Here is a 23,837-nt window from a genome sequence, read left to right on the forward strand (position 1 = left end):
ATGGCGATCTTCCTGACCGAGAAGAGCCGGGTCGTCGTGCAAGGAATGACCGGTTCCGAGGGACAGAAGCACACCAGCCGGATGCTTGCCGCCGGTACCAACATCGTCGGCGGCGTCACACCTGGCAAAGGCGGCCTGTCGGTCGACTTCGCGAAGCGATCGATCCCGGTGTACGGATCGTGCTACGACGCGGTGAAGGCGACCGATGCGGATGTGTCGGTGGTGTTCGTGCCGCCGCGTTTCACGAAGGGCGCCGTGATCGAGGCGGTCGATGCCGGCGTACCGCTGGTCGTCGTGATCACGGAAGGCGTCCCGGTGCAGGACACCGCGGCGTTCTTCGCGCACGCGCAAGCCAACGGGACACGGGTGATCGGTCCGAACTGCCCGGGGATCATCAGCCCCGGCCGCGCGAACGCCGGCATCATTCCCGCCGATATCGCCGGCCAGGGCCGGATCGGTCTGGTGTCGAAGTCGGGCACGCTGACGTACCAGATGATGTACGAGCTGCGGGACTTCGGGTTCTCGTCGGCGATCGGTATCGGTGGTGACCCGATCATCGGGACCACGCACATCGATGCGCTGAGGGCGTTCCAGGACGACCCGGACACCGACGCGATCGTGATGATCGGTGAGATCGGTGGTGACGCCGAGGAGCGGGCGGCCGCGTTCATCAAGGAGAACGTGACCAAGCCGGTCGTCGGTTACGTGGCGGGCTTCACTGCGCCGGAGGGTAAGACGATGGGCCACGCGGGCGCGATCGTGTCCGGCTCGTCGGGTACGGCGGCCGCGAAGAAGGAGGCCCTCGAGGCCGCCGGAGTACGCGTCGGCAAGACTCCAACCGAAACCGCGGACCTGATGCGGTCGGTGCTAGTCGCGGTGTGACGGCGCCGCGGTGCTTTTGCGGATGATGAGTTCGGTCGGGACGGCGACCGGCGCGTTGTGATGTTCGCCGGAGTGGATCTCGGCGATCAGCGCGTCGACGCTCTGACGGCCGACCTCGGTGAAGGTCTGGCGGACGGTGGTGAGAGGCGGCCAGAAATGGGCCGCCTCTTCCATGTCGTCGAAGCCGACCACACTGACGTCGTCAGGCACCGCGCGCCCCCGCTCGTACAGCGCACGCAGCAGACCGAGCGCCATCTGGTCGTTCGCGACGAAGACAGCCGTGACCTGATCGTCCTCAGCGAGCCGACGACCGGCCTCGTACCCCGACGTCGCCGACCAATCGCCGTCGAAAACCGGCGGCACCTCGCGGCCGTGATCGATCAGCGTCTGCTCCCACGAGCGCCGGCGCCGGTCCGCCGCGAACGACGTCGGCGGCCCACCGAGATGCCACACCGTCTTGTGTCCCAGGTCGAGCAGATGCTCGGTCGCGAGCCGCGCGCCCTGTCGCTGGTCGGTGTCGACGATCGGGTAGTCGTAGTGCGCGCTCGAGTCGACCACCACGACCGACAACCCCTCCGGCAGCCGTACGCCGGCGGCGTCGAGCGTGTGGGCCTCGATCAGGATGATCACGCCGTCGACCGCCTGCTCCCCCAGCCGCCCGAAGGCATTCGTCACGGCGCTCTGGGTGACGTCCAGCACCGGGACGAGGTTGATCGAGTACCCGCGGATCGTGGCCGCGGTGGCGATCGCGTCGAGCGTGCGCGTCGTACCGAAGCTGTGGAGCTCGAAGACGATCACGCCGATGCTGCGGTACTCGCCGTTCCGCAGCGCGCGGGCGGCACTGTTCGGCCGGTAGCCGAGCTGGTTCATCGCAGCCCGGACCCGGTCGCGGGTCTCCGCGTCGACGTTGTGCCGATCGTTCGCGACGCGCGAAACGGTCTGCCCGGAGACGCCTGCCAGCCGGGCGACGTCAGCCATCGACGGACCTCGCCGTCGTTTCCCCGGTGATACCTCCGCTGACATCCCCGCCTCCTCGGTCGTGTCCGCAGTGTAGACATGTTGACGTAAACACGTTACCGTCGCCGCGTCGATGTTGACGTCAACATTTGCGCGTCGCAGCGCGATCGGTGGCGTCGTGAGGGCGAGAGGAGGCCGACGGAGATGGCAGAATCCGTGGCCGAGCGAGTGCGGCCGGCGGCCGTGGCGGGCCGGAACCGGCGGCGAGGGTCGCAGGACGGCAAAGGATGGATCTTCGTCGGTCCGTTCCTGGCGGTGTTCGCGCTGACGTTCCTGGCGCCGATCGGGTACGCGATCTATCTGAGCCTGTACCGCAACCAGGCCTTCTTCGGCGGCCGGGTCTTCGTCGGGCTGGACAACTACACCGAGGCGCTGCAGGACCCGAAGTTCTGGGAGGCGTTCGGCCGGGTCGCGGTGTTCCTGGTCGTCCAGGTGCCGATCATGCTGATCCTGGCCCTGCTCGCCGCGCTCGCGATCGACAGCGCCCGGCTGCACGCGTCCGGCTTCTTCCGGATCGTGATCTTCCTGCCGTACGCCGTCCCGGGCGTGGTCGCCGTGCTGATGTGGGGCTATATCTACGGCGACAACTTCGGGCTGGCCGCGAACCTCAACGACCTGTTCGGTACGACGGCGATCCAGCCGTTGAGCGCGAGCTGGATGCTGCCGTCGATCGCCAACATCGTCACCTGGGAGTTCGTCGGCTACAACATGCTGATCTTCTACTCGGCGTTGCGCACAGTGCCGGGCGAGCTCTACGAGGCAGCGGCGATCGACGGGGCTGGTACGTTCCGGACGATCCGGGCGGTCAAGCTGCCGGCGCTGCGCGGGGCGATCGTGATCGCGACGATCTTCTCGATCATCGGCAGCTTCCAGCTGTTCAACGAGCCGAACATCCTGCGCACACTCGCGCCGAACGTGATCACGACGTACTACACGCCCAACATGTACGCCTACAACCTGTCCTTCGCCGGCCAGCAGTTCAACTACTCGGCCACGATCGCGATCGTGATGGGCGTCATCACCGCGGTCATCGCGTACGTCGTCCAGCTGCGCGGATCCCGGGAGTCCCTGTGAGCGTCCTGTCTTCTCCCCTGCGTCCCAAGCGGTCCAAGCTGCTGACCGGCGCGATGGTGCTGTACCTGATCTACACGCTCGTCCCGCTGCTCTGGTTGTTGCTGAGCGCAACCAAAACTCAGGACGACCTGCTGTCCACACCGGGTCTGTGGTTCGGCAAGAGCTTCGCGTTCTTCAGCAACATCAAGGACACGCTGACCTACAACGACGGCATCTTCCTGCGCTGGCTCGGCAACACCGTGCTGTATGTCGTCGTCGGCGCGGGCGGTGCGACGCTGCTTGCTACAGCGGCCGGCTACGGACTCGCGAAGTACAAGTTCGCTGGCCGGCGCGCGGTCTTCGCCGTACTGCTCGGGGCGGTCGCGGTCCCCGGTACTGCGCTCGCCGTACCGACGTTCCTGATGTTCTCGAACCTGGGACTGACCAACACCGTGTGGGCGATCATCATCCCGTCGCTGGTGAGCCCGTTCGGGCTGTACCTGATGTGGGTGTACGCGACCGACGCCGTACCTCATGAGCTGCTCGAGGCGGCCCGGATCGACGGTGCCGGCGAGGTGCGGACGTTCTTCACCGTGGCGCTGCGATTGCTTGCCCCGGGCATCGTTACGACGCTGCTTTTCGCGGTGGTGTCGACGTGGAACAACTACTTCCTGCCGCTGATCATGCTCAGCAAACCCAACCTGTACCCGCTCACCGTCGGCCTCACCCAGTGGAGCAACCAGGCGACCGGCGTGGGTGCCCGCCCCATCTACAACCTGGTGATCACGGGGTCGTTGCTGACCATCGTGCCTCTGGTGATCGCCTTCCTTCTACTCCAGCGGTTCTGGCAGTCCGGCCTGTCTGCGGGCTCGGTCAAGTGAAAGGCAACAAGATGAAGGTACATCGGCGAGGCATCCGGCGGCTGGTGGTCGTCGGAGCCGCTCTGACGGCGCTGGCCGTGGTGGCCGCGTGCGGCGGCGGATCCAAGACCGACAGCAGCGGCAGTGCGACCACAGGCTCTGCAGATGCGGTCGACGCGGCGCTGAAGGCGGGCGGCGAGATCACGTACTGGAGCTGGACGCCGTCGGCGGAGGCCCAGGTCAAGGCGTTCATGGCGCAGTACCCGAACGTCAAGGTGAACTACGTCAACGCCGGGACCGGCAACGACCACTACACCAAGCTGCAGAACGCGATCAAGGCCGGCTCCGGCGCACCGGACGTGGCCCAGATCGAGTACCAGGCGCTCCCCCAGTTCGCGCTGCCCGGTTCGCTGGTCGACCTGAACCAGTACGGCTTCACGCAGTACGAGTCGGCGTACACCGCGTCCACCTGGTCGGCGGTCCACGCGGGTAGCGGTCTGTACGGACTGCCGCAGGACTCCGGGCCGATGGCGCTCTTCTACAACAAGGAGGTCTTCGACAAGTACGGCATCGCCGTACCGAAGACCTGGGACGAGTACGTCGCCGCCGCGAAGAAGCTGCACGCCGCGAACCCGAAGGCCTACATCACCAACGACTCCGGTGACGCCGGCTTCACCACCAGCATGATCTGGCAGGCGGGCGGTCAGCCGTTCAAGACCGACGGCAAGAACATCAGCATCAACCTGGCCGACGACGGCTCGAAGAAGTGGACCGGCACCTGGAACAACCTCGTCGAGGGCGGACTGGTGTCGCAGATCCCTGGCTGGACCGACGAGTGGTTCAAGGCGCTCGGCGACGGCACGATCGCGACGCTGCCGACCGGGGCGTGGATGCCCGGCGTGATGGAGTCCTCGGTCAAGGCCGGCGCCGGCAAGTGGCGGGTCGCGCCGATGCCGACGTACGACGGCCAGCCGGCCACTGCGGAGAACGGCGGCAGTACCGAGTCCGTGCTGAAGCAGAGCAAGAACCCGGCGCTCGCGGCGGCGTTCGTGCGGTGGCTGAACCACGACGAGGGCGTGAAGCCGTTCCTGGCCAGCGGTGGCTTCCCGGCGACCACGGCCGATCTCAAGGACACTGCGTTCGTGGACAAGACAAGCGCGTACTTCGGTGGCCAGAAGATCAACCAGGTGCTGACCGCTGCGGCCGGCAACGTGGAGAAGGGCTGGAGCTACCTGCCGTACGAGCTGTACGCGAACAGCATCTACGGCGACACCGTCGGCAAGGCGTACCAGTCGAAGTCCGACCTGAACGCCGGACTGAAGTCCTGGCAGGACGCCCTGGTCACCTATGGCAACCAGCAGGGGTTCCAGGTCAACGGATGACCCAGTTCTCGGTCGGTGAGTCCGATTTCCTTCTCGATGGCCAGCCCTTCAGGATCCTGTCCGGGGCACTGCACTACTTCCGGGTGCACCCGGACAGCTGGGCCGACCGGATCGAGAAGGCCCGCCTGATGGGGCTCAACACCATCGAGACATACGTACCGTGGAACGCGCACAGCCCGCGGCCGGGCACCTTCGACACATCCGGGATGCTCGACCTCGAGCGCTTCCTGCAGGAGGTGGCCGCCGCCGGTCTGTACGCGATCGTCCGCCCCGGACCGTACATCTGTGCGGAGTGGGACAACGGCGGGCTCCCGGCCTGGCTCTTCCGGGAGCCGGGCCTGGGGGTCCGCCGGTACGAACCGCGGTTCATGGCTGCGGTTTCGGAGTACTTGTCTGAGGTACTGCGGATTGTTGCGCCGCTGCAGGTCTCCAGCGGCGGGCCGGTGCTGCTGGTGCAGGTCGAGAACGAGTACGGCGCGTTCGGCGACGACCAGACGTACTTGAAGGCTGTGGCCGAGCTCATCCGGGGCGCTGGGATCACGGTGCCGTTGGTGACGGTGGACCAGCCTGTCGACACGATGCTCGCGGCCGGTGGGTTAGACGGCGTACTGCGGACTGGGTCGTTCGGGTCGCGGGTTGCCGAACGGCTGGAGACGTTGCGGAGGCACCAGCCGACCGGACCGTTGATGTGCATGGAGTTCTGGGACGGGTGGTTCGATCATTGGGGCGGACCGCACCACACCACCAGCGTGGCGGAGGCGGCGGCCGAACTGGACGCACTGCTCGCGGCCGGCGCTTCGGTGAACATCTACATGCTGCACGGCGGTACGAACTTCGGACTGACCAGCGGGGCGAACGACAAGGGCGTCTACCGTCCGACCGTGACGTCGTACGACTATGACGCGCCGCTGGACGAGGCTGGGCATCCGACGTTGAAGTACCACGCGTTTCGGGAGGTGATCTCCCGGTATGCGACTGTTCCTGACGAGGTCCCCGCGTCCGGAGCGCCTGCGCCGGAAACGTCTGCGGCGCTAGGGTCACCGGTGCAGTTGCTGGCTGATCCGTGGGGTGTGTGGAGTGAGCATGTCGGGATGCCGACGCTGGATGAGCTGGATGCGCGGCTGGCGTTGTTCCGGACTGAGGTGGCGGCTGAGGGTCCGGTGTTGCTGAGCGTTGGTGAGGTGCGGGATCGCGGATATGTGTTCTTGGACGGCGCACCGGTCGGGGTGCTCGACCGGGAGCGGCACGACCGCGCGCTGATGCTGCCGCACGGCGGCCACCTGCAGATCCTGGTCGAGGACCAGGGCCGAGTGAACTACGGCCAACGAATCGGCGAGCCCAAAGGCTTGATCGGCGGGGTCCAACTCAACGGCACAGACCTGACCGACTGGTCCACCTGCCCGATCGACCTGGATCACGTGCCCCACCTGTGGAACGACAACCCGGCTGCGATGCGGCCGCCGGGAGCCCCGATCCGTGGAAGCCGGACCACGGGCGGCGACGCCGACGTTCCCACGCCAGCCGCACCCACGCCAGCCGCACCCACATCAGCCGCCGCGACATCAGCTGCGCCCGTGCCGGGCGTTGGGCCTACTGCGTGGCGGGCGCTGTTCGAGGTGGCCGAGCCGGTCGACCATTTCCTCTCGACGGTTGCTTGGGGCAAGGGGTTTGTCTGGGTGAACGGGTTCAACCTCGGCAGATACTGGCACCGCGGGCCGCAGCAGACGTTGTACGTGCCGGGTCCTCTCCTCCGACCCGGCACCAACGAACTCGTCGTACTCGAGCTCGACGTGATGCTCGATCCCGTCGCCCACTTCGTCGCCGGACCGGCCCTCGGCCCGCTCGAGCTCTAGCTGGAACAGGTGGGTCCGGCGTCGCTGTAGGCCGGACCCACCTGGATCAAACGCCGACCTTGCTGGCGAGTAGGTCGGCGACAGCGTGTACGGCGCGCAGCGTGGGCGCCTTGATGCCGGTGAGGTCGGCGAGCTCGACCACCGCCGCGAGGATGACATCCAGCTCGAGCGGCTTGTCCTTCTCGAGGTCCTGGAGCATCGACGTCTTGTGCTCGCCCACCCGCTCAGCGCCGTCCAACCGCTTGTCGACCGAGATCTCCGGATGACACCCGAGCGCGCCGGCGATCTCGAGTGACTCCTCCATCATCATCCGCACCATCTGCCGCGTCCCCTGATGCGTGGCGATCTCCACCATCGTCGCCCGCGCCAGCGCACTGATCGGGTTGAACGCCGCGTTGCCGAGCAGCTTGATCCAGATGTCGTTGCGGATGTCGGCCTCGACCGGACACTTCAGCCCGCCCGCGACCATCGCCGTACTGAACTCCTCACACCGCTGCGACGGCCCCCCGGCAGGTTCACCGATAGAGAACCGCGTGCCTTCCAGATGCTGTACGACGCCCGGCCCGGCCAGCTCGGTGGAGCAGTAGACGACGCAGCCGACCGCACGGTCGAGGTCGAGGACCCGGGTGACAGAACCGTCCGGGTCGACCGATTCGATCCGGCGACCTTCGTACGGGCCTTTCAAGCCGTGGAAGTACCACCAGGGGATGCCGTTCTGCGCGGCCACGACGACCGTGCGGTCGTGCAGCAGCGGCTGGAGCAGCGGGCCGGCGCTCGCGTACGAGTTCGCCTTGAGCCCGAGAAAGACATAGTCGACCGGACCGATCTCGGCCGGATCGTCGGTGGCCGGCGTCCTCGCCTCGAAGTCACCGCGTGGACTGAGCACCTGTACGCCGTTCGAGCGGATCGCCTCCAGATGCGCGCCGCGGGCCACCAGGTGGACCTCAGTCCCGCCACGGTGCAGCGCCGCGCCGACGTACGCACCGATCGCGCCGGCGCCGAGAACCGCAACTCTCATAAGGGTCCCTGCCTTCCGGGTTTGTATACGGCATACAGTAGGCCGGGCCTGGAATGCGGTCAAGATCACACTCCCCGGCAAAAAGTTCGGTAGGCAGCGATGAATCGGCGGCTGCCCGGCAGTAGGTACGGGTGTGAATCACTCGACAGAAGGAGCAGGGACCATGGGCCACGTCATCGTCACCGGATTCGTCAGCCTCGACGGCATCGTCACCGACCCCGACGGCTCGGGCGGCACGCCGGCCGGCGGCTGGGCGTTCCGGCACGGCCCGGAGACGCACGGCGGGGACAAGTTCCGGCTCGGCGAGCTGATGGACACCGGGGTGCTGCTGCTCGGCAAAGACACCTGGCAGCTGTTCAGCAAGCTCTGGCCGAACCGCACCGACGACTTCTCCACCAAGATGAACAAGATGGCCAAGGTGGTCGCGTCCCACACGCTCACCGACCTGTCGGCCTTCCCCAACTCCACGCTGATGAACGGCTCGCTGAGCGAGTACCTGCGGTCCGAACCGCGGACCATCGCGGTCACCGGCAGTCTGAGTGTGATCCGCGCGCTGCAGGCGGACGACCTGGTCGACGAGTACCGGCTGATGACCCTGCCGTCGATCGTCGGCTCCGGCGAGAAGATGTTCGGCCCGTCCGACAAGCCCGTCCACCTGCGGCTCGATTCGATCCAGCCGGCCGGGGCCGCATCGCTGGCGACGTACGTGCGTTGACCCTGCGCTTGGCAGGATGGCCGGATGATGGTCTGGATCGGTGGCGCCCCGGGTGCAGGTAAGTCGACGATTGCTCGGGCGCTTGCGCGGCGGAGTGACCTGCCGCTGCACCCGATCGATCTGTGGACCTACGCGCATCTCGACCGGATGCCGCCGACCCGTCCGCTCGCGGAGGACCTGGCCGAGGGCCCGGAGTACGCCGCTGACGCCTTCGTACGGATCGCGCGGTTGCGGCTGGAACTGGTCGTCGAGGATGTGCGCGAACGCGCGCTGGGCGACGTACCTGCACTGGTGGAGGGTCCGCAGCTCTTCCCGTCGATGGCTGACGACGTCCCGCGAGCGGTCTGGTTGGTGCCCGACGCCGAGCAGACCCGGCGAGCGCGGGAGGAGCGGCTGGCCCGGGTGGACGATCCGGCTGGTCGAGCGCGGTTGGAGAGTCTGCTGGCGCGGGACGCCGTACTAGCAGATCGGGTACGCCGGGAGGCCGCCGAGCACCGACGCGCCGTCATCGAGGTGCCGGCCACGCCGGACTGGCCGGCTATCTCGGCTGCAGTCGAGGCGGCGCTAGGCCCGCAGCCACGGCTTCCGGCTGGTGAGGAGCTGTCACGGCAGCGGCGGTACGAGAACCTGGCGGCGTGCCGGCAGGGGCGGTTGTGGCAGGCGGACATCGGGCTGGCCGAGCTCCCGCCGTACCCGTTCGCCTGCGAGTGCGGGACGTCCGGTTGTGCCGAGGTCTGGTCCGGTACGCCGGACGCGTACGACGCGCGCCGAGATCAGGGATGGCTGAGGACTCACTCAGCGTGCTAGGGTCTATCCGGTTGATGTTTTGCAGTTCCACGTTCGTTTCGAAGCGCCCGCGGATTTGTGATCCGCCGGGCGTTTTGTCGTATCAGGAGAAAATCATGGCTTTGGGAACAGTGAAGTGGTTCAACGGCGAGAAGGGCTTCGGCTTCATCTCCCAGGAGGACGGCGGCGCTGACGTGTTCGTCCACTACTCGGCGATCCAGACGCAGGGCTTCCGCTCGCTGGACGAGAACCAGAAGGTCGAGTTCGAGATCGCCCAGGGCCCGAAGGGCCTGCAGGCGGAGAACGTTCGCCCGATCTGAACTACTTGACGGCAGGCCCGGGTCACCGGGCCTGCCGTTCAGTACTCCACAGGTACTCGCCGTCCTCCAGTACTTCGGTGCGGCTGAGACCTACTGCCGCTGCTACAGCGGCCGATGCAGTGTGCTCCGGATGCACGTGCGCGATGATCCGGTCAACATCCTGCGTCCGCAGCCAGGTGACAAGTCCCTGCGCTGCCTCCTTCGCGTAACCCCGGCCCTGCCACGCGGTGCCGATGACCCACGCGATCTCCGCCGTACGGCTCGTGATCGTCGCTTGCACGTAGCCGATCAGGTCGTCGTCGTGCTGGATCACCCAATTGAGCCATTGCTCGTCCTCACGCCCTGGACCTTCGATCTGCCGGGCGTAGCGCGCCTCCAGTCCCCCGACGGTCGGCGGCTCGCCGCCGGTGAACGTGTAGAGGTTGGGGTCGGCCAGGACCTTCGCCATCGCCCGGGCGTACTCGACCTGCAGCGGGAGCATCGTCAGGCGGTCGGTCGTGATCATCGCGACACCGTAGCGCCATTTGCCGGTCCGGCAACATGAGGCGGACCGAGCCCGTTGCGGGGACCAGACTGTCGGCATGATCGAGATCGATTGGGCTGAAGAAGCCGGGCGGCTCCGTGCTTCGGCCGAGGGCGAAGGCGACTGGAACGCGGCGGTAGCGCGCAGTCTGGTTCGGGACGGGGACAAGGTCGTCGCCGACATCGGCTGCGGTGGCGGCGGGATGGCCAAGGCGCTGGCGGAGGCTCTGCCCAGTGCGACGGTGGTGGCGGTCGACGCGGATCCCGACGTACTGGAGCAGGCGCGGGAGCACACCGCCGGGCTGGTTCGCTGCGAGCTGGCGTCCATGGACGACGGAGCGGAGCCGTTGCGCCGGGCAATCGACGCGCCGGCCGACCTGATCTGGGCATCGGCGTCGGTGCACCACGCCGCCGACCAGCAGGCCGCTGTGGACGCACTGGCTTCGCTGCTGGCACCGGGCGGGCGGTTGGCGCTGGCTGAGGGCGGACTGCCGGCGCGGCACCTGCCGTGGGATCTCGGCGTCGGCGAGCCCGGGCTGGAGCTGCGGCTGGACCTGGCGCAGGACCGGTGGTTCAAGGTGATGCGCGACTCACTGCCGGGGTCGGTGCCGATGCCGTACGGGTGGACCGAGGCGCTGACCCGGGCCGGGCTGACCGACGCGACCACGCGGAGCGTGCTGACCGAGACGCCGGCGCCGCTGTCGCCGGAGGGGACCGAGAAGCTCGTCCAGCAGTTCCGGAACCGGATCGCACGGATGACTGGTGAGGGACACGGCCACGGGCATGGGCATGTTGTCCCCGACCAGGAGTGGCTCGAAGCGGAGGATCTGGCGGTCTGGAAGCAGTTACTGGACCCTGACGGTCCGTATTACCTCGGACGCCGCCGCGATCTCGCCGTACTGTCCGTCCGCAGCATCCACCTGGGACACGCGCCGCACTGACAGGGCACGCCGTCGCAGCAGTGTCGGCGGCTCGCCGTAAGGTGGGCTCCCATGAACGACCGGCTGGTGTGGATCGACTGCGAGATGACCGGCCTCGACCTGGCGGAAGACGCCCTGATCGAGGTCGCCGTGCTCGTCACCGATTATGAACTGAACGTGCTCGGTGACGGGATCGACCTGGTGATCGCCCCACCACCGGCCGCGCTCGAGCAGATGGGCGACTTCGTCCGCGACATGCACACCGCATCCGGGCTGCTCGAGGAGCTCGCCAACGGCATCCCGCTCGCCGACGCCGAGCAGCAGGTGCTCGACTTCATCACGGCGTACGTGAAGGAGCCGCGCAAGGCCGCCCTGGCCGGCAACTCGGTCGGCACCGACCGGACCTTCCTCGTCCGCGACATGCCGCGGGTCGAGTCGCACCTGCACTACCGCAACGTCGACGTCAGCTCGATCAAAGAGCTGGTACGCCGGTGGTACCCGCGCGTCTACTACGCGACCCCGGCGAAGACCGGCAACCACCGGGCGCTGGCCGACATCACCGAGAGCATCGACGAGCTCCGGTACTACCGGGAAACGGTGTTCGTGCCGCAGCCCGGGCCCGACTCCAGCACCGCCCGGGCCGCCGCCAACCTCATCGCGGCACCCGTCCAGGACAGCCAAACCGGGTCCTGACACCTCGATTTCTGGTCCGGACAGTTCGTCGCTATGATTGCTCAGCCGTCGCGGTTCGGACGGCAATGGTGGGTGTAGCTCAGCTGGTAGAGCACCTGGTTGTGGTCCAGGTGGTCGCGGGTTCGAGTCCCGTCACTCACCCGATGGCCGGCCCTTGCCTGTCGCTGTTGCGGCAGGCCGGGGTCGGCTTCGTCATTTTGTGCGGCTGCGCTTCGCTTGCCGCGAGCGGGGGCTCCGCCACCCGCACCCCCTTGCGCCTTCGCTTCGCTCGGCTCCGTGGCTGGGTTTGCCTTTAGCTCACCTGCTTGGGTTGGGTTTGCCGTCGCTTGCTGTTGGGGTCTGGGAGGATGCCGGGGTGAAGGTTTCGGGAAGTACGTGGTTCGGATACGGCGTGGTGGTTGTCGTGACGTTCGGGGTGGGGTTCCTGGCGTTTGCCGTGTGGGTGTTGTCCAAAGTCTTCTGAGTTGGGGTGTGATCTCTGCTGCTGGTCGGTGCGTCTCTTGGGGTAGGGCATCGACGAGAGGGTGTGGATGAGATCGACCGAGGAGTTTGAGGAGTTCGCGCGGGCTCGGATACCGCAGTTGTATCGGACCGCCTGGCTGCTGACCGGGGATCGGCATCATGCCGAGGATCTGGTGCAGGACACGCTCGCCAGTTTGCTGAAGACCTGGCATCGGATCGACAGTCCCGGTGCCTATGCGCGGACCACGCTCGTGCGGACTTTCATCTCTCAGCGGCGGCGTAAGAGTTGGTCTGAGCGGCCTACTTCGGATGTGCCTGAGGTGGCTGAGCGGGTGGGGGATGTGGAGTTGCGGGTGGCGTTGCAGAGCGCCTTGGGGCAGTTGGCGCCGTTGGATCGGGCTGTGTTGGTGCTGCGGTTCTTCGAAGATCGCAGCGTCGAGCAGGTGGCGCTTGATCTTGGCAAGAACGCCAGTGCGATCAGTACTCGCACCGCCCGCGCCCTGGACCGTCTGCGGGCGGTTCTTGGTGATGGTGCAGCCCAACTGATCGCGCTCTGAACCGAGGAGAACACATGAACACCCAACTCACTGACCTGATGAACCGCGCCACCGAGAACATCGAGCCGGTTACTGCTGACCTGCTGGAGCGGTCCGTCGCGCAAGGGCTGCGGCAGCGGAGGCGGCGTACGGCGTTGCTCACTGCGAGTGGTGCTGGTGCCGTGCTGGCCACTGCTGCGCTGATTGGTGGCGGGATCCAACTGTTGAGCTCCCCCGCTGATGCTGGAGTGGCCGCTCCGCTGACCAAGCCGTCTATGAAGGCGTCTGCCAAGACTCCGCCGGCGACGGTGACGCCGAAGGAGACGCTGGCCACGCTGCGGTCGCTGCTCGCGGCCCGTGGGCTCACGCTCAGCAAGCCGGAGACGTGGGGCGGCGGGGACTTCGCTGGTGCGGCGTACGTCGTCGACGACGGCAAGGGGGCTGCGCGCGTCGACGTCATGGTGTCCGGGGGCGGGGAGGGGAACCCGTGCGTGCCCGTCCGTTCCGGTTGCACCACGCTGGCCGATGGGTCGGTGCTCTACGCGTCGCCGGTGTCGCCGGAGTACTCCGACGGCCGCCAGAAGCAGTACGGCGTTGTGAGCCGCTACGTGACGCTGTACCGCGCTGACGGCCGCAATATCAACCTGACCAGCTACAACGGCCCGGCCGAGAAGGGGCAGCCCCACACCAGGTCGCACCCGATTCTGTCGGCGGCCGAGCTCTCCGACCTGGCCAAGAGCAAGTCGTGGAAGCTCCCCGCGGTCCACACGATCAAGCCGTCGGGCAAGCCGTCGCTCAAGACGAAGTAGCCCGCGGGATCAGGTGCTCTTCCAGTGGGGCGATGAGGTCCGTCAGGTGGCGGACCTCATCGGCTGTGCAGGGGGCGAGCGGCGGCGCACAATGCGGTGGGCACAGACCGCGCGTGTTCAGCAGCGCCTTCACCGTCGGTACGCCGGGGCGCACCGTGTGGATCTTGGTCAGCGCGGTGGACAGCTCCTGCAGGTGATCGAGATCGGCGCCGGGGGCAACCATCTGCAACGCCAGCCCCGGCGCCAGGTTGGCGATTCCTGGCGTGATGCCGTGCGCACCAGCCCGTACGGCGTCAGCCAGGCTCTGCTCGTCGCCCTGACTGATCTCGATCCCGAGCGACAGCAGGTACCGCAGCATCTCCGGGTCGCCTGACGAGTCCTTGACGCCGGCCAGGTAGGGCTGCGCCGCGCTTGCGGTCTCCTGGGTGAGCAGCGTCGAACGCGGTGTGTTGTACGCGATCACTGGCAGACCGTGCCGGCTCAGCGCCTCGAAATGGGCGACCACCTCATCGGCTCGGTGCTTGAAGAACGTCGGCGGGCTCGAGACGATCGCGTCCGCGCCCGCTGCGGCAGCATCATCGGTACGCCGCTCCGCTTCCGCCGTACCGGGTGCTGTGACGTTGACCAGGATGGTCCCGTCGGGAACCAGGTCCCGCCAGCGCTTCACCACGCCGGCGGTGAAGTCCCCGCATACCTCGGCCGGGATCAGCGGCCCTTCCCCGTTGCTCCCGAGCAGCATCAACCGGCGTACGCCGACCGAAGCCATTGCCGTGAGCAACTTCTCCGCTGCCTCGGCCGACGGCACGCCTGGCGCGGACATCGGCGTCACCAGCGGCACGACCACGCCACTCAGCAGGCTCATTCCTGCCACCTCTCGTCGTCGAACAGCGTGACCTCGCCTCGCTCCATCAGCACGATCAGGCTGAGCAGCGCGCCCCAGGTCTGGAACGGTTCACTGTTCGGCTTGTCGCAGGCGGCGCCGTGCACGCTCGAGTAGTTCTCGTGGATGTGCCGGTGCTCCCGCCACTCCTTCAGCACGAGCCGCTCGCTGCCCTCGGCGAGCCAGGCCGCCGCGTCCTTCTCCCCCGCCCGCCGCAAGCCCAGGTAGACGAGGAAGTTCACCGGCGGCCAGGCGCGCAGCTCCCAGTACGACGTGTCCTTGAGCTCGATCTTCTCGTTCCGCGGCGAGGTAGGCAGGATCCACTCGCCGCCGAAGCCGTCGTCGGCCAGCAGGTGTTCCGCCAGCATCCGGCCTTGTCGCTCGGCTCCGACGCCGACCAGCAGCGGGTAGAAGCTCATCGTCGACAACCGCTCCGTGAGCTGACCGGTATCGGTTCGCCGGCTGCGGTAGATACCGGCGGTCTCGTCCCAGAACGTCTCCATGGCTGCGACCACGGTGTCGTGGCGCGTGCGCAGTTCCGACGCGGCATCCGGTTCGCCGAGGATGTCCGCGATCTCGGCGAGCGACTCGCAGTCGACGGCGTACAGGCTGTTGAGGCCGACGTCGTGCGCAGCCAGCAGGCTCTTGTTCTGGTCGAACGGTACGTCGTCGAAGACCGGATGCCCGTCCCAGCCGCTCTCGCAGGTCGCGCCGAAGTGCTGGTGGATCCGCGGGATGTCCTGCGGCGACGGGTACTCCGGGTCGAAGTACGTCGAGCCCGCGCACAGCAGGTCGCCGTCGCGGCGGACGCGCCACCACCAGCGGTTCCAGGACAGCAGCGTCTCGAAGCATTCCTCCAGGAACCAGCGGTCGCCGAAGCGGCGGTACAGCTCGAGAACCGTCATCGACCCGACCGGCGGCTGCGAGCCGTCGTACGTCTTCCGGCCGGTGCCCTGTTCGACGTTCGGGACGAAGCCTTCCGGAGTGACGGCGCGGAGCATCTCGACGACGTTGAGGTAGGCAACGGCCTTGCTGTTCGGCGCTGCGAGCAGGGCGTTGAAGAACGCGTCCCAGCAGAACAGTGCGTAGCCGCCGCGCTTGCCGACGTTCCACAGCCGGCTGACGCCGGTAATCACGCGCGATTTCGACGGCTCGTAGATGGTGTTCCAGGAGATCGAGTCGCGGACGATCTCCTGGTGTTCCGTGGCTGGGGTGGCCTTGGTTGCGATCAGCTCGGCGACCTCGGCCAGGGTTCGAGGGCGACCTGTGCTGATGCCGACCGCCTGTGCGAGGTCGAGGGCCAGGTATGGGCCGTCGATGTCGCAGTACGGATCGTCGACGTGCGGCGTGGTCGCGTAGACCTCGACCGTGCGCTCTGCTGTTGCACAGATGCGGTCCGCCTCTCGGACGACAGTGCCGGGGCGGTTCCACAGGTAGCTGACGCCAACCGTCAGCAACGCGCTCTTGGGCTGGTTGGCCGTTGGCGTCACCAGCGCCACCAGGTCGTCGCCGGCGTGCGCGGTCTGGACACGGATCGTGATGCCGGCCCAGGTCAGCGTGGTCTCGGTATAGCTCCCGCCGTACGCGTGCGGGCCGAGCGTCACGCTCTCGGCGCCCTCGGTCCGGCGGCCGATCTGCGCCGTACGCAACGAGGTGCCGCGGTAGTACTCCTTCAGTCCGAAGGAGAGGCCGAGCGCGTCCGGGAGCAGGACCTGGGTGAGCACACTGCGGGTGTCCCAGGTGTTCCAGCCACGCGCCACATCGTCCTGAAGCCGGTCGTACTCGATCGTCATGACACCAGCCTCGCATCGAAATCGATGCTAATGCGAATTACTTCACGGCGAGTACGCCGTGTGTCACGAGCTCGACGCCGATCGCCAGGGTCAGGAAGCCGATGATCCGGCTGAGCGCGCCCAGTCCCGTCGGGCCGAGCTTGTCGACCAACGGCGTACCGAATCGCAGCAGGACCGCCACGAGACCGGCCAGAACAGCCGCTGCGATGATCACACTCACCCGGTTGACGATCCCGGGGTGTCGCGCGGTCAGCGCGATCACGACGCCGATCGCGCCCGGACCGGCGATCAAGGGCAGAGCCATCGGCGAGAACGACACGTCCGGCTTGGCCACTCCGTGCGTCTTCTCGTCGTCGGTCAGCGTCTGGCGGGACACGATCATCCCGAAGCCGGAGTGCGCGACCACCAGGCCGCCGGCGATCTGGAGTGCGGGCAGACCGATGCCGAGCCCTTCCAGTACGAGGGTGCCGAGCAGCGCGAACACGGCCAGGATCCCGAGCACATAGACCCCGGTCATGACCGCTTGACGCCTCATCGCGGCGCGTTCCACGCCATCTGTCATCCCCGCGAAGGTGGCCAGCGCGCCGATCGGATTCGTGATCGGTAACAATGCAGCCAACGCAGAAACTGCAACGTGTACGGGCTCCACGGGCGGGAGCGTACACCTCCCGATCGGCCAGGAAAGGGCAGCTTGCCGTGCGCCATGAAGTGACACCCGCCGACACCGCACTCGCGGTCGGCAGCGGGGACGTCGAGGTCCTCGCGACGCCGCGCCTGCTCACCTGGCTCGAGTACGCGACCGCCCAGCTCGCCCTGCGCGTACTCGGCCCCGGTCAGACCTCGGTCGGTACGGCGGTCCGCATCCGCCACCGACTGCCGACCCGCGTCGGCGACACCGTCGACATCGTCGCGGACGACCCTGCTGTGGACGGTCGCCAACTGCTCTTCCGAGTCCGCGCGACCAACTCCGCCGGCCAGGTGATCGCGGACGGTGAGCTGGAGCGCGTCATGGTGGACCGCTCGCGCTTCCTCGCCAGCGTGCCCTAGGCGGGGTCGACGTACCAGTCGGGCAGCTCGCTCGGCTGGAGACTGGTGGCGTCGCCGGGGCGCGAGAGCGTGAGGATCGCCTGCTGGATCTCCTTGCGGGCGTTGAGCGCGTCCTCGATCGCGTACAGCCGGGTCGCGACCTCGGACTCGGACTCGTTGCCGGTGACGTCGACCGCGGCGACCAGGAAGATCCGGTCGGCACCGACCCACTCCATGTGCAGGAACGTGATCCGCTCGATGTCCTTGTGCTCGAGCAGCGCGCGGAGCACGCGGTTCCGCGCCAGCGGGGTCACCGCTTCGCCGGTCAGGAAGTCCATGTTCCGGCTGATCAGGAACAGCGCCACCACGCCGAGCAGGATGCCGACCACGATCGACCCGACCGCGTCCCACGCCACGTTGCCGGTGAGTTGGTGCATCAGGATCGCGGCCGCGGCGATCAGGATGCCGATCAGCGCGGACAGATCCTCGACGAACACGGCCCGCAGTACCGGGTTCGACGTGAGCTGCACGTACCGCCATGGGCGCAGCATCCGCTCGATCGCACCGGCCTTCGTCTGCCGCATCGCTTGCGTGAACGAGATCCCCTCGAGCACGAACGAGACCCCGAGTACGGCGTACGCCCAGCCGTACGACGTACCGTCCGCTTCGCCGTGCTGCAACGACTGGACGCCGTGCCAGACCGAGACCGCGGCGCCGACCGTGAACAGGCCGAACGCCGCGAACATCGACCAGATGTAGCCGACCCGTCCGTACCCGAGCGGATGCGTCCGATCGGCCGGCTTCTGCGCCCGCCGTTCGCCGACCAGCAGGAAGATCTCGTTGCCGGTGTCGGCCCAGGAGTGCGCCGACTCGGCCGCCATCGACGCGGACCCGGTGATCACGGCGACCACCGTCTTCGCGACCGCGATCAGCAGGTTCGCACACAGCGCGACCAGCACTGTCAGGAGGCTCTCGCCGCCGCCCGCATCATCGTCCGAGCTACTCACACCCCGACACTAATCGGTCTAACCGGCTGCTGTGACGACCTCGAACAGGAGTGGCGCGCTCGGAAACTCGGCCCACTCCGGCCTGGTCACCACGCGGCGGAACTCGTCGGTACCGTGGGCTGCCCGGAAGTCCGCCTCCGACTGCCAGTTGGCGACATTGACCCACCGGTACTCGGCGTCGGACGAGATCGCCCGGTGCAGACGCAGCGAGACGAAGCCGGGCTGCGCCATGAAGTACTTGCTGGTCTCGGTCCACAGCGCCTGGAACGCCTCGTCCCGCTCTGGACGCACCGAGAACCGATTCATCAACGTGACCGGCCCGTCGACCAGGTGGTCGCCCGTGGGCGCGATCCGCTGCTCCGCCGAAATCTGAGTCATGTCCGTTCCTCCCGTTAATTGCACTAGTGTGCAATGACTGCACTCAGGTATACTCACGCTGGAAGCGCGACGTCAAGGGGAATCGAGGAACTGGTGACTGACACCGCACCGGAGGCAGGCCGGGCCCGACAACGGCGGCGCACCCGGGCCGCGATCGTGAACGCCACCGCGGAACTGCTCGCCGAGGGGCAGACTCCAGGCGTCAACGAGATCGCCGAAGCCGCCGACGTGTCGCGCCGCACGATCTACCAGTACTTCCCGACCCTGGACCAATTGTTGCTAGACGCAACCCTCGGCCTGCTCACACAGACCGACGTGGACGCGGCGATAGAGGCCGCGTCGCGGACTGCATCCAAGACCGCCTCGGCAGCCGCTTCCGCAGCCGCATCCGGCGCCCCGTCTCGGGCTGCTTCCGGCGATGCTTCCGCGCGGGTCGACGCGATGGTCCGGGCGCTGGGCGAGGCGGCCGCCTCCTCTCTACCGCTCGGACGCTCGCTGATCCGGCTGACCGTCGACACACCCCCGGACGACGCACCGCACCCTCGGCGCGGCTATCGCCGCGTCGCCTGGATCGAGCGCGCCCTCGACCCACTCCGCACCGAACTAGACGACGACCTGTTCGAGCGACTCGTGTCCGGCATCGCGATGGTCGTCGGCTGGGAAGCCCTGATCGTCCTGCAGGACCTCCGCGGCCTCGACCCTGACGACCGGACCGAGGCCTCAGCCTGGGCCGCGCGATCCCTCATCCAGTCGACCCTGGAAGAACAACACCGCAGAACCTAGGACTTGGCCGGCCGGATGATCCGCTGCTCGATCGCACGAGAGACTGCGGCGGCTCGGGTATCAACCTCCAGCTTGGTGTAGATGTGCGCGAGGTGAGACTTGATCGTCGCCTCGCTCACATACAGCTTGCGAGCCAGCGTCCGGTTGGTCATACCCGTCGCGAGCAACCCAAGGATCTCCACTTCGCGATCCGTCAGCGTCGGCCCGGAGCGCCGCACCAGCCGAGCCGCGACCGTGGGCGCGAGCACAGTCTCACCACGAGCTGTGCCACGGATCGCCCGGAACAGATCATCCGGCGGCGCATCCTTCAGCAGATACCCGGAGGCACCTGCGTCGATCGCACTCAGGATGTCGGCCTCGGTGTCGTACGTCGTCAGCACCAGCACGTACGGCGGCTCCGGCAGAGCCCGCAGGCGCGCTGTCGTCTCGGCACCGCCCGGCCCGGCGCCGAGGTTGAGATCCATCAACACGACGTCCGGGTGGAGCGCGGCGACGAGTTGCTCGGCACTGCGCGCGTCCGATGCCTCGCCGACCACCGTCAGGTCCTCCTGCCCCTCAAGGATCGCTCGCACCCCGGCGCGCACGACGGGATGATCGTCGACCAGGGCAACCCGGATCACGGGCGCTCCGGCGGTGGGGATTTCAGGGGTATGGATGCGGCCAGAGCCGTGCCTTCACCCGGTTCGCTTTCCAGCACGAGCGTTCCTCCCAGTTGTTTCAGCCGTTCTCGGATCCCGGCCAGTCCGTGGCCGCGATCGGAGTCCATCTTGGCTGAAATTCGCGGAAGGCCTCTTCCGTTATCCACAACGTCGAGAACGACGGCATCTGGCTGATACGTCAACGTCACAACGGCTTCCGTCGCGGCCGAGTGCTCGAGCACATTGGCCACCGCGCCGCGGGCCGTGCGCAAGAACGCGGTCTCCACCTCCGAGCCCAGAGCGACCGGCTCACCGTGCACCACCACCCGGACCGTGGTCTCGCTGTGGGCGGACAGGCGCTCGCAGCTCTTCCGCAGTGCGTTCGGCAGCCCGGCAGCCAGTTCGGCCGGGGCGAGGTCGCGGACGACCCGGCGTACCTCGTCCAGGCCATCTCGCGCGGTGGCTGCAGCCTGGGCCGCATGGCCGCGTGCTGACTCCGGGCGGTCGTCCCATTCGCGCTCGGCGGCCTGCAGCAGCAGATTGATGCTCGAGAGACCCTGCGCGACGCTGTCGTGGATCTCGCGCGACAGCCGTGCCCGCTCGGCCAGAGCACCGGCCTGGTGCTGCGCATCGGCCAGATCACCCTCTGCCGCGTGCAGCTCGTCCAGCAGCGCCTGTCTGGCCAGCGCGTCTCGCTCCAGCGCCCGATAGGCGCCTACGGCAAGTACGGCGATGCAGACCGGTCCCAGCACGATTGTCGGGTCGAGCCGATCGGCCATCCGGCTCCACTGCACCACGGTGACGACCACCATGCCCGCAACGACCACACAGGCCGGCCGGAACGGGAGAACGCGCAGCGCAACGAACGACAGCGGCACAGCGCACCACGCGAACGACGGCGCCAGCAGGACCAGCGCGCACCACTCCAGAACCAGCAATGCGAGCCACAGCTTGTCGGGCAGCACCCGGTACGCCGCGTACGTCGCCAGCAGCAGCGCGGCGCCCACGAGGACCCACGGCGCCCGGTCGCCGAAGCCGTGACCGGTCAGGTACCGGATCGCGGACGCCAGCACCAGGACGACCAGCGCCGCGTGCAGTGCGGTCGCCAGTCGGTTCGTCTGGCTGAGGAGCGCCTTAGTACTGGTCATGGTTCAGCTGATGTTAGGCCCGGCAGACCGCGATCCGAATCATCCGTTCGGCTATCTGATGATGGCCGAACACCCGTCGTACCGACCTTCCCCGCCGACGGAGGCTGGGGACAGACCGAAATCCACGACCGTTTGAGAGGTCCGCATGTCCGTCCGCACGCTGTCCGCCACCCTCGCCCTCTCCGCCACGCTGCTCGGCCTCGGCGCGTCCACCGCCTCCGCCGCCCGACCGCTCACGTACGAGCTGCCCGGCGACGCCGGCGGGTCGAAGTTCGAGGGGATCGGGTACGACGCCCGCACGCAGAGGTACTACGTGTCCGAGACGACCGGCGGCGAGATCCACCGTGGTCAGCTGCGGTCCACGACAGCGACCGAGTGGCTGAAGGGCGACGGCACCGACGGTCGCTGGACCGCGCGCGGCGTGACCGTCGACGCCCACGGCCGGGTGTACGTCGCCGGCGGTCCGAACGGGATCGACCACCCAGGCGCGCCGGACTTGTGGGTGTACGACCGCGACGGGAGGCTGCTCGCCGCGCTGCGGACCGGCGTATCGAACGCGTTCGTGAACGATCTCGTGATCGGGCCGGACGGCGCGGCGTACGTGACGAACTCGAACGCCCCGCAGGTCTTCCGCGTCGCCGAACGGCACGGCCGGTGGACCATCCAGACCTGGGCGGACGCTTCGGCGGCGATCCCGGTGGCGACGGGCTTCAACCTGGGCGGGATCGTGCTGTCACCCGACCGCGGGGCGCTGGTTGTGGCCCAGGGCAACGTTGGCAAGCTGTGGCGCTTCGACCTCCGGACCGGCCAGGCGACCGCTGTCGACACGGCCGGCGCGGACCTGGTCAACGCGGACGGGCTTGTGCAGCAGGGCAACAGCCTCTGGGTGGTGCGCAACTTCTCACGCGTCCTGAGCACGCTGCGGCTCTCGGCTGAGGGCAAGGTCGCGCGGCTGGTTTCCGCGACCCCGACCGACGCGGACCGTGTGCTGACGACCGCGAAACTCGCTCAGGGACGGCTGTTGGTGGTCGACAGCAAGTTCGACGAGACGACCGCGGTGCCGCCGTACCAGGTCATCACGCTGACCCCGCCGCGCCGATGAACCGCCGCCCGATCGCCGTGGTCGCCGTCCTGCTGATGGCGGTGACCACCGCGTGTTCCACTGAGACCAGCAACCCGACACCTTCTTCATCTGCGTCATCCACGCCTTCGCCCCCGAGGAGCGCCTCCGTGCCATCAACGCTTGACAGCCAACTGATCGCCGCCGCGTGGAAGAACGACGTCGCCGAGGCCCGCCGCCTGATCAAGGCCGGCGCGAACGTCAACGCGCTCGACGACACCGTCCAGAGCGCGTTCCTGATCGCCGCCAGCGAGGGCTACCTGGAGCTCCTCAACCTCACCCTCGCCAACGGCGCCGACGTCCGCAGCCTCGACAGCTATCACGGCACCGCCCTGATCCGCGCCGCCGAACGCGGTCACGCCGCCGTCGTCGGCCGGCTCATCCAGGCCGGCGTAGCGGTAGGCCACGTCAACAACCTCGGCTGGACTGCCTTGCACGAGGCAGTCATCCTCGGCAAAGGCACCCCGGAGTACGTCGACACCGTCCGCCTCTTGATCGCCGCCGGCGCCGACCCCGCCAAACCGGCTGTCAACGACGGCGCGACACCGCTGCAGGCCGCGAAGGACCGCGGCCAGACCGCAGTAAGCGCCGCCCTCAACACAAAACCACCCTCCGACGCGACTTCCAGTGCTGCCGCAGCTGGTGAAGCGCTCCTCAGCGCTGCGACCGCAGGCGACGCCAACAAGGTCGCGGCCACGTTGGCCGCGGGCGCGCCGATCGAGTCGCGCGACAGCCATCGCCGTACCGCACTCCTACTCGCCTCACTCAACGACCGCGTCGACGTCGCCCGGCTGCTCGTCGAGCTCGGCGCCGACCCCGACGCGCAGGACGATCAGCACGACTCCGCCTGGCTCGTCACCGGCGTCACCGGAAGCGTCGCGATGCTGGAGACCCTCCTGCCGGCCAACCCGGACCTGACCCTCCGGAACCGATTCGGCGGCATCTCTGTCATCCCCGCCAGCGAGCGCGGCCACGTCGACTACGTCCGCCGCGTCGTCAAAACCAAGATCAACCTCAACCACGTCAACAACCTCGGCTGGACCGCCCTCCTGGAGGCAGTCATCCTCGGCAAAGGCACCGAGCCCTGGCAGCAGATCGTCCAGATCCTCGTCGACGCCGGTGCCGACCCCAACCTCGCAGACGCGGACGGCGTCACCCCACTCCAGCACGCCAAGTCCCGCGGCTACGACGAGATCGCCAACACGCTCCGAAGATCAGGAGCCCACTAGGTCGGTG

General features: G+C 67.8%; 26 protein-coding genes and 1 tRNA gene. 17 read left to right on the plus strand and 10 right to left on the minus strand.

Annotated features, from left to right (window positions below):
* The gene (gene sucD, locus ACFWUU_RS05140) at window positions 1–882 is read left to right on the plus strand and encodes a succinate--CoA ligase subunit alpha (protein WP_380172840.1); all 882 of its coding nucleotides are present in this window, start codon (window positions 1–3) and stop codon (window positions 880–882) included.
* Here the strand turns inward: sucD and ACFWUU_RS05145 are convergent.
* Entirely contained in the window at window positions 868–1,860 is a 993-nt protein-coding gene (locus tag ACFWUU_RS05145; RefSeq protein WP_380172842.1) for a LacI family DNA-binding transcriptional regulator, read from the minus strand. The two genes, sucD and ACFWUU_RS05145, sit on opposite strands and share 15 nt — an antisense overlap.
* Window positions 1,861–2,043: 183 nt before the next feature.
* Here ACFWUU_RS05145 and ACFWUU_RS05150 point away from each other — a divergent pair, with 183 nt between their 5' ends.
* Genes ACFWUU_RS05150 through ACFWUU_RS05165 form a run of 4 tightly spaced genes read left to right on the plus strand, consistent with a single transcriptional unit; the run spans window position 2,044 to window position 7,047 of the window.
* Window positions 2,044–2,973, plus strand: coding sequence for a carbohydrate ABC transporter permease (locus tag ACFWUU_RS05150; protein ID WP_380172844.1), 930 nt, complete (start codon window positions 2,044–2,046; stop codon window positions 2,971–2,973).
* Window positions 2,970–3,833 carry a carbohydrate ABC transporter permease gene (locus ACFWUU_RS05155; RefSeq protein WP_202877597.1) on the plus strand — a complete coding sequence of 288 codons (864 nt, stop codon included), beginning with the start codon at window positions 2,970–2,972 and terminating at the stop codon, window positions 3,831–3,833. Before ACFWUU_RS05150 ends, ACFWUU_RS05155 begins: the two co-directional genes overlap by 4 nt.
* A gap of 11 nt (window positions 3,834–3,844) precedes the next feature.
* A complete protein-coding gene (locus tag ACFWUU_RS05160) occupies window positions 3,845–5,194 on the plus strand; it encodes an ABC transporter substrate-binding protein (RefSeq protein WP_380172846.1) in 1,350 nt (449 codons plus the stop codon).
* On the plus strand, window positions 5,191–7,047 hold the full coding sequence (locus ACFWUU_RS05165) for a beta-galactosidase family protein (RefSeq protein WP_380172848.1): 1,857 nt from the start codon (window positions 5,191–5,193) through the stop codon (window positions 7,045–7,047). Before ACFWUU_RS05160 ends, ACFWUU_RS05165 begins: the two co-directional genes overlap by 4 nt.
* 46 nt (window positions 7,048–7,093) lie before the next feature.
* Here the strand turns inward: ACFWUU_RS05165 and ACFWUU_RS05170 are convergent, their stop codons facing one another.
* Window positions 7,094–8,065 (minus strand): 2-dehydropantoate 2-reductase, encoded by a 972-nt coding sequence (locus ACFWUU_RS05170; RefSeq protein WP_380172850.1) that lies wholly within the window; start codon window positions 8,063–8,065, stop codon window positions 7,094–7,096.
* A 163-nt stretch (window positions 8,066–8,228) separates the two neighbouring features.
* On the opposite strand from ACFWUU_RS05170, the gene ACFWUU_RS05175 reads away from it, so the two are divergent.
* From ACFWUU_RS05175 to ACFWUU_RS05185, 3 genes are all read left to right on the plus strand, one after another.
* Entirely contained in the window at window positions 8,229–8,780 is a 552-nt protein-coding gene (locus ACFWUU_RS05175; protein WP_380172852.1) for a dihydrofolate reductase family protein, read from the plus strand.
* Between the two features lie 24 nt (window positions 8,781–8,804).
* A complete protein-coding gene (locus tag ACFWUU_RS05180) occupies window positions 8,805–9,587 on the plus strand; it encodes a hypothetical protein (RefSeq protein ID WP_380172854.1) in 783 nt (260 codons plus the stop codon).
* A gap of 95 nt (window positions 9,588–9,682) precedes the next feature.
* Window positions 9,683–9,886, plus strand: coding sequence for a cold-shock protein (locus ACFWUU_RS05185; protein ID WP_134096839.1), 204 nt, complete (start codon window positions 9,683–9,685; stop codon window positions 9,884–9,886).
* Between the two features lie 22 nt (window positions 9,887–9,908).
* Here ACFWUU_RS05185 and ACFWUU_RS05190 read toward each other — a convergent pair whose 3' ends face one another.
* On the minus strand, window positions 9,909–10,391 hold the full coding sequence (locus ACFWUU_RS05190) for a GNAT family N-acetyltransferase (protein ID WP_380172856.1): 483 nt from the start codon (window positions 10,389–10,391) through the stop codon (window positions 9,909–9,911).
* Between the two features lie 76 nt (window positions 10,392–10,467).
* Between ACFWUU_RS05190 and ACFWUU_RS05195 the strand changes: the two genes are divergently transcribed.
* The 5 genes from ACFWUU_RS05195 to ACFWUU_RS05215 all read left to right on the plus strand — a co-directional run bounded on the left by ACFWUU_RS05195 (window position 10,468) and on the right by ACFWUU_RS05215 (window position 13,828).
* On the plus strand, window positions 10,468–11,349 hold the full coding sequence (locus ACFWUU_RS05195; RefSeq protein ID WP_380172858.1) for a class I SAM-dependent methyltransferase: 882 nt from the start codon (window positions 10,468–10,470) through the stop codon (window positions 11,347–11,349).
* 51 nt (window positions 11,350–11,400) lie between these two features.
* The gene (gene orn / locus ACFWUU_RS05200) at window positions 11,401–12,021 is read left to right on the plus strand and encodes an oligoribonuclease (RefSeq protein WP_137253541.1); all 621 of its coding nucleotides are present in this window, start codon (window positions 11,401–11,403) and stop codon (window positions 12,019–12,021) included.
* 68 nt (window positions 12,022–12,089) lie between these two features.
* Window positions 12,090–12,162: transfer RNA gene (locus tag ACFWUU_RS05205), tRNA-His, on the plus strand.
* A 389-nt stretch (window positions 12,163–12,551) separates the two neighbouring features.
* Window positions 12,552–13,040: a SigE family RNA polymerase sigma factor gene (locus ACFWUU_RS05210; protein WP_137253540.1), complete on the plus strand. Its 489-nt coding sequence runs from the start codon at window positions 12,552–12,554 to the stop codon at window positions 13,038–13,040.
* A gap of 14 nt (window positions 13,041–13,054) precedes the next feature.
* On the plus strand, window positions 13,055–13,828 hold the full coding sequence (locus ACFWUU_RS05215; RefSeq protein ID WP_380172860.1) for a hypothetical protein: 774 nt from the start codon (window positions 13,055–13,057) through the stop codon (window positions 13,826–13,828).
* Here the strand turns inward: ACFWUU_RS05215 and ACFWUU_RS05220 are convergent.
* The 3 genes from ACFWUU_RS05220 to ACFWUU_RS05230 are packed head-to-tail and all read right to left on the minus strand — an operon-like array spanning window position 13,815 to window position 17,150.
* Window positions 13,815–14,690 (minus strand): dihydrodipicolinate synthase family protein, encoded by an 876-nt coding sequence (locus tag ACFWUU_RS05220; protein ID WP_380172862.1) that lies wholly within the window; start codon window positions 14,688–14,690, stop codon window positions 13,815–13,817. The two genes, ACFWUU_RS05215 and ACFWUU_RS05220, sit on opposite strands and share 14 nt — an antisense overlap.
* The gene (locus ACFWUU_RS05225) at window positions 14,687–16,501 is read right to left on the minus strand and encodes a trehalase family glycosidase (RefSeq protein ID WP_380172864.1); all 1,815 of its coding nucleotides are present in this window, start codon (window positions 16,499–16,501) and stop codon (window positions 14,687–14,689) included. The genes ACFWUU_RS05220 and ACFWUU_RS05225 overlap by 4 nt, the downstream gene beginning before the upstream one ends.
* A 37-nt stretch (window positions 16,502–16,538) precedes the next feature.
* Window positions 16,539–17,150, minus strand: coding sequence for a MarC family protein (locus ACFWUU_RS05230; RefSeq protein ID WP_380172866.1), 612 nt, complete (start codon window positions 17,148–17,150; stop codon window positions 16,539–16,541).
* 47 nt (window positions 17,151–17,197) lie between these two features.
* Here ACFWUU_RS05230 and ACFWUU_RS05235 point away from each other — a divergent pair, with 47 nt between their 5' ends.
* The gene (locus tag ACFWUU_RS05235) at window positions 17,198–17,548 is read left to right on the plus strand and encodes a thioesterase family protein (RefSeq protein WP_380172868.1); all 351 of its coding nucleotides are present in this window, start codon (window positions 17,198–17,200) and stop codon (window positions 17,546–17,548) included.
* Here the strand turns inward: ACFWUU_RS05235 and ACFWUU_RS05240 are convergent.
* Together ACFWUU_RS05240 and ACFWUU_RS05245 are read right to left on the minus strand one after the other, a co-directional pair.
* A complete protein-coding gene (locus ACFWUU_RS05240; protein WP_380172870.1) occupies window positions 17,545–18,534 on the minus strand; it encodes a cation diffusion facilitator family transporter in 990 nt (329 codons plus the stop codon). The genes ACFWUU_RS05235 and ACFWUU_RS05240 overlap by 4 nt on opposite strands.
* An 18-nt stretch (window positions 18,535–18,552) precedes the next feature.
* Window positions 18,553–18,912, minus strand: coding sequence for an antibiotic biosynthesis monooxygenase family protein (locus ACFWUU_RS05245; protein ID WP_380172872.1), 360 nt, complete (start codon window positions 18,910–18,912; stop codon window positions 18,553–18,555).
* A gap of 93 nt (window positions 18,913–19,005) precedes the next feature.
* Between ACFWUU_RS05245 and ACFWUU_RS05250 the strand changes: the two genes are divergently transcribed.
* On the plus strand, window positions 19,006–19,695 hold the full coding sequence (locus ACFWUU_RS05250) for a helix-turn-helix domain-containing protein (RefSeq protein ID WP_380172874.1): 690 nt from the start codon (window positions 19,006–19,008) through the stop codon (window positions 19,693–19,695).
* Here the strand turns inward: ACFWUU_RS05250 and ACFWUU_RS05255 are convergent.
* Window positions 19,692–20,315, minus strand: coding sequence for a response regulator (locus ACFWUU_RS05255; protein ID WP_380172876.1), 624 nt, complete (start codon window positions 20,313–20,315; stop codon window positions 19,692–19,694). The genes ACFWUU_RS05250 and ACFWUU_RS05255 overlap by 4 nt on opposite strands.
* Complete coding sequence (locus ACFWUU_RS05260) at window positions 20,312–21,481, minus strand: sensor histidine kinase (RefSeq protein WP_380172878.1); 1,170 nt, start codon at window positions 21,479–21,481, stop codon at window positions 20,312–20,314. The genes ACFWUU_RS05255 and ACFWUU_RS05260 overlap by 4 nt, the downstream gene beginning before the upstream one ends.
* A 145-nt stretch (window positions 21,482–21,626) precedes the next feature.
* On the opposite strand from ACFWUU_RS05260, the gene ACFWUU_RS05265 reads away from it, so the two are divergent.
* Window positions 21,627–22,583 carry an SMP-30/gluconolactonase/LRE family protein gene (locus tag ACFWUU_RS05265; protein ID WP_380172880.1) on the plus strand — a complete coding sequence of 319 codons (957 nt, stop codon included), beginning with the start codon at window positions 21,627–21,629 and terminating at the stop codon, window positions 22,581–22,583.
* A 128-nt stretch (window positions 22,584–22,711) separates the two neighbouring features.
* Window positions 22,712–23,830, plus strand: coding sequence for an ankyrin repeat domain-containing protein (locus tag ACFWUU_RS05270; RefSeq protein ID WP_380172882.1), 1,119 nt, complete (start codon window positions 22,712–22,714; stop codon window positions 23,828–23,830).
* Window positions 23,831–23,837 lie beyond the last annotated feature (7 nt).

The sequence above is a fragment of the Kribbella sp. NPDC058693 genome (assembly GCF_042715335.1).
In the GTDB taxonomy this organism is placed as follows: domain Bacteria; phylum Actinomycetota; class Actinomycetes; order Propionibacteriales; family Kribbellaceae; genus Kribbella; species Kribbella jiaozuonensis.

Bases quoted from the DNA above. Each gene is read 5' to 3' on its own strand.
- ACFWUU_RS05195 (WP_380172858.1), top strand. From the start codon at position 10,468: ATGATCGAGATCGATTGGGCTGAAGAAGCCGGGCGGCTCCGTGCTTCG.
- ACFWUU_RS05260 (WP_380172878.1), bottom strand. From the start codon at position 21,481: ATGACCAGTACTAAGGCGCTCCTCAGCCAGACGAACCGACTGGCGACC.
- ACFWUU_RS05165 (WP_380172848.1), top strand. From the start codon at position 5,191: ATGACCCAGTTCTCGGTCGGTGAGTCCGATTTCCTTCTCGATGGCCAG.
- ACFWUU_RS05220 (WP_380172862.1), bottom strand. From the start codon at position 14,690: ATGAGCCTGCTGAGTGGCGTGGTCGTGCCGCTGGTGACGCCGATGTCC.
- ACFWUU_RS05265 (WP_380172880.1), top strand. From the start codon at position 21,627: ATGTCCGTCCGCACGCTGTCCGCCACCCTCGCCCTCTCCGCCACGCTG.
- ACFWUU_RS05185 (WP_134096839.1), top strand. From the start codon at position 9,683: ATGGCTTTGGGAACAGTGAAGTGGTTCAACGGCGAGAAGGGCTTCGGC.
- ACFWUU_RS05210 (WP_137253540.1), top strand. From the start codon at position 12,552: ATGAGATCGACCGAGGAGTTTGAGGAGTTCGCGCGGGCTCGGATACCG.
- ACFWUU_RS05190 (WP_380172856.1), bottom strand. From the start codon at position 10,391: ATGATCACGACCGACCGCCTGACGATGCTCCCGCTGCAGGTCGAGTAC.
- orn (WP_137253541.1), top strand. From the start codon at position 11,401: ATGAACGACCGGCTGGTGTGGATCGACTGCGAGATGACCGGCCTCGAC.
- ACFWUU_RS05180 (WP_380172854.1), top strand. From the start codon at position 8,805: ATGATGGTCTGGATCGGTGGCGCCCCGGGTGCAGGTAAGTCGACGATT.
- ACFWUU_RS05145 (WP_380172842.1), bottom strand. From the start codon at position 1,860: ATGGCTGACGTCGCCCGGCTGGCAGGCGTCTCCGGGCAGACCGTTTCG.
- ACFWUU_RS05225 (WP_380172864.1), bottom strand. From the start codon at position 16,501: ATGACGATCGAGTACGACCGGCTTCAGGACGATGTGGCGCGTGGCTGG.
- ACFWUU_RS05245 (WP_380172872.1), bottom strand. From the start codon at position 18,912: ATGACTCAGATTTCGGCGGAGCAGCGGATCGCGCCCACGGGCGACCAC.
- ACFWUU_RS05150 (WP_380172844.1), top strand. From the start codon at position 2,044: ATGGCAGAATCCGTGGCCGAGCGAGTGCGGCCGGCGGCCGTGGCGGGC.
- ACFWUU_RS05175 (WP_380172852.1), top strand. From the start codon at position 8,229: ATGGGCCACGTCATCGTCACCGGATTCGTCAGCCTCGACGGCATCGTC.
- sucD (WP_380172840.1), top strand. From the start codon at position 1: ATGGCGATCTTCCTGACCGAGAAGAGCCGGGTCGTCGTGCAAGGAATG.
- ACFWUU_RS05160 (WP_380172846.1), top strand. From the start codon at position 3,845: ATGAAGGTACATCGGCGAGGCATCCGGCGGCTGGTGGTCGTCGGAGCC.
- ACFWUU_RS05215 (WP_380172860.1), top strand. From the start codon at position 13,055: ATGAACACCCAACTCACTGACCTGATGAACCGCGCCACCGAGAACATC.
- ACFWUU_RS05170 (WP_380172850.1), bottom strand. From the start codon at position 8,065: ATGAGAGTTGCGGTTCTCGGCGCCGGCGCGATCGGTGCGTACGTCGGC.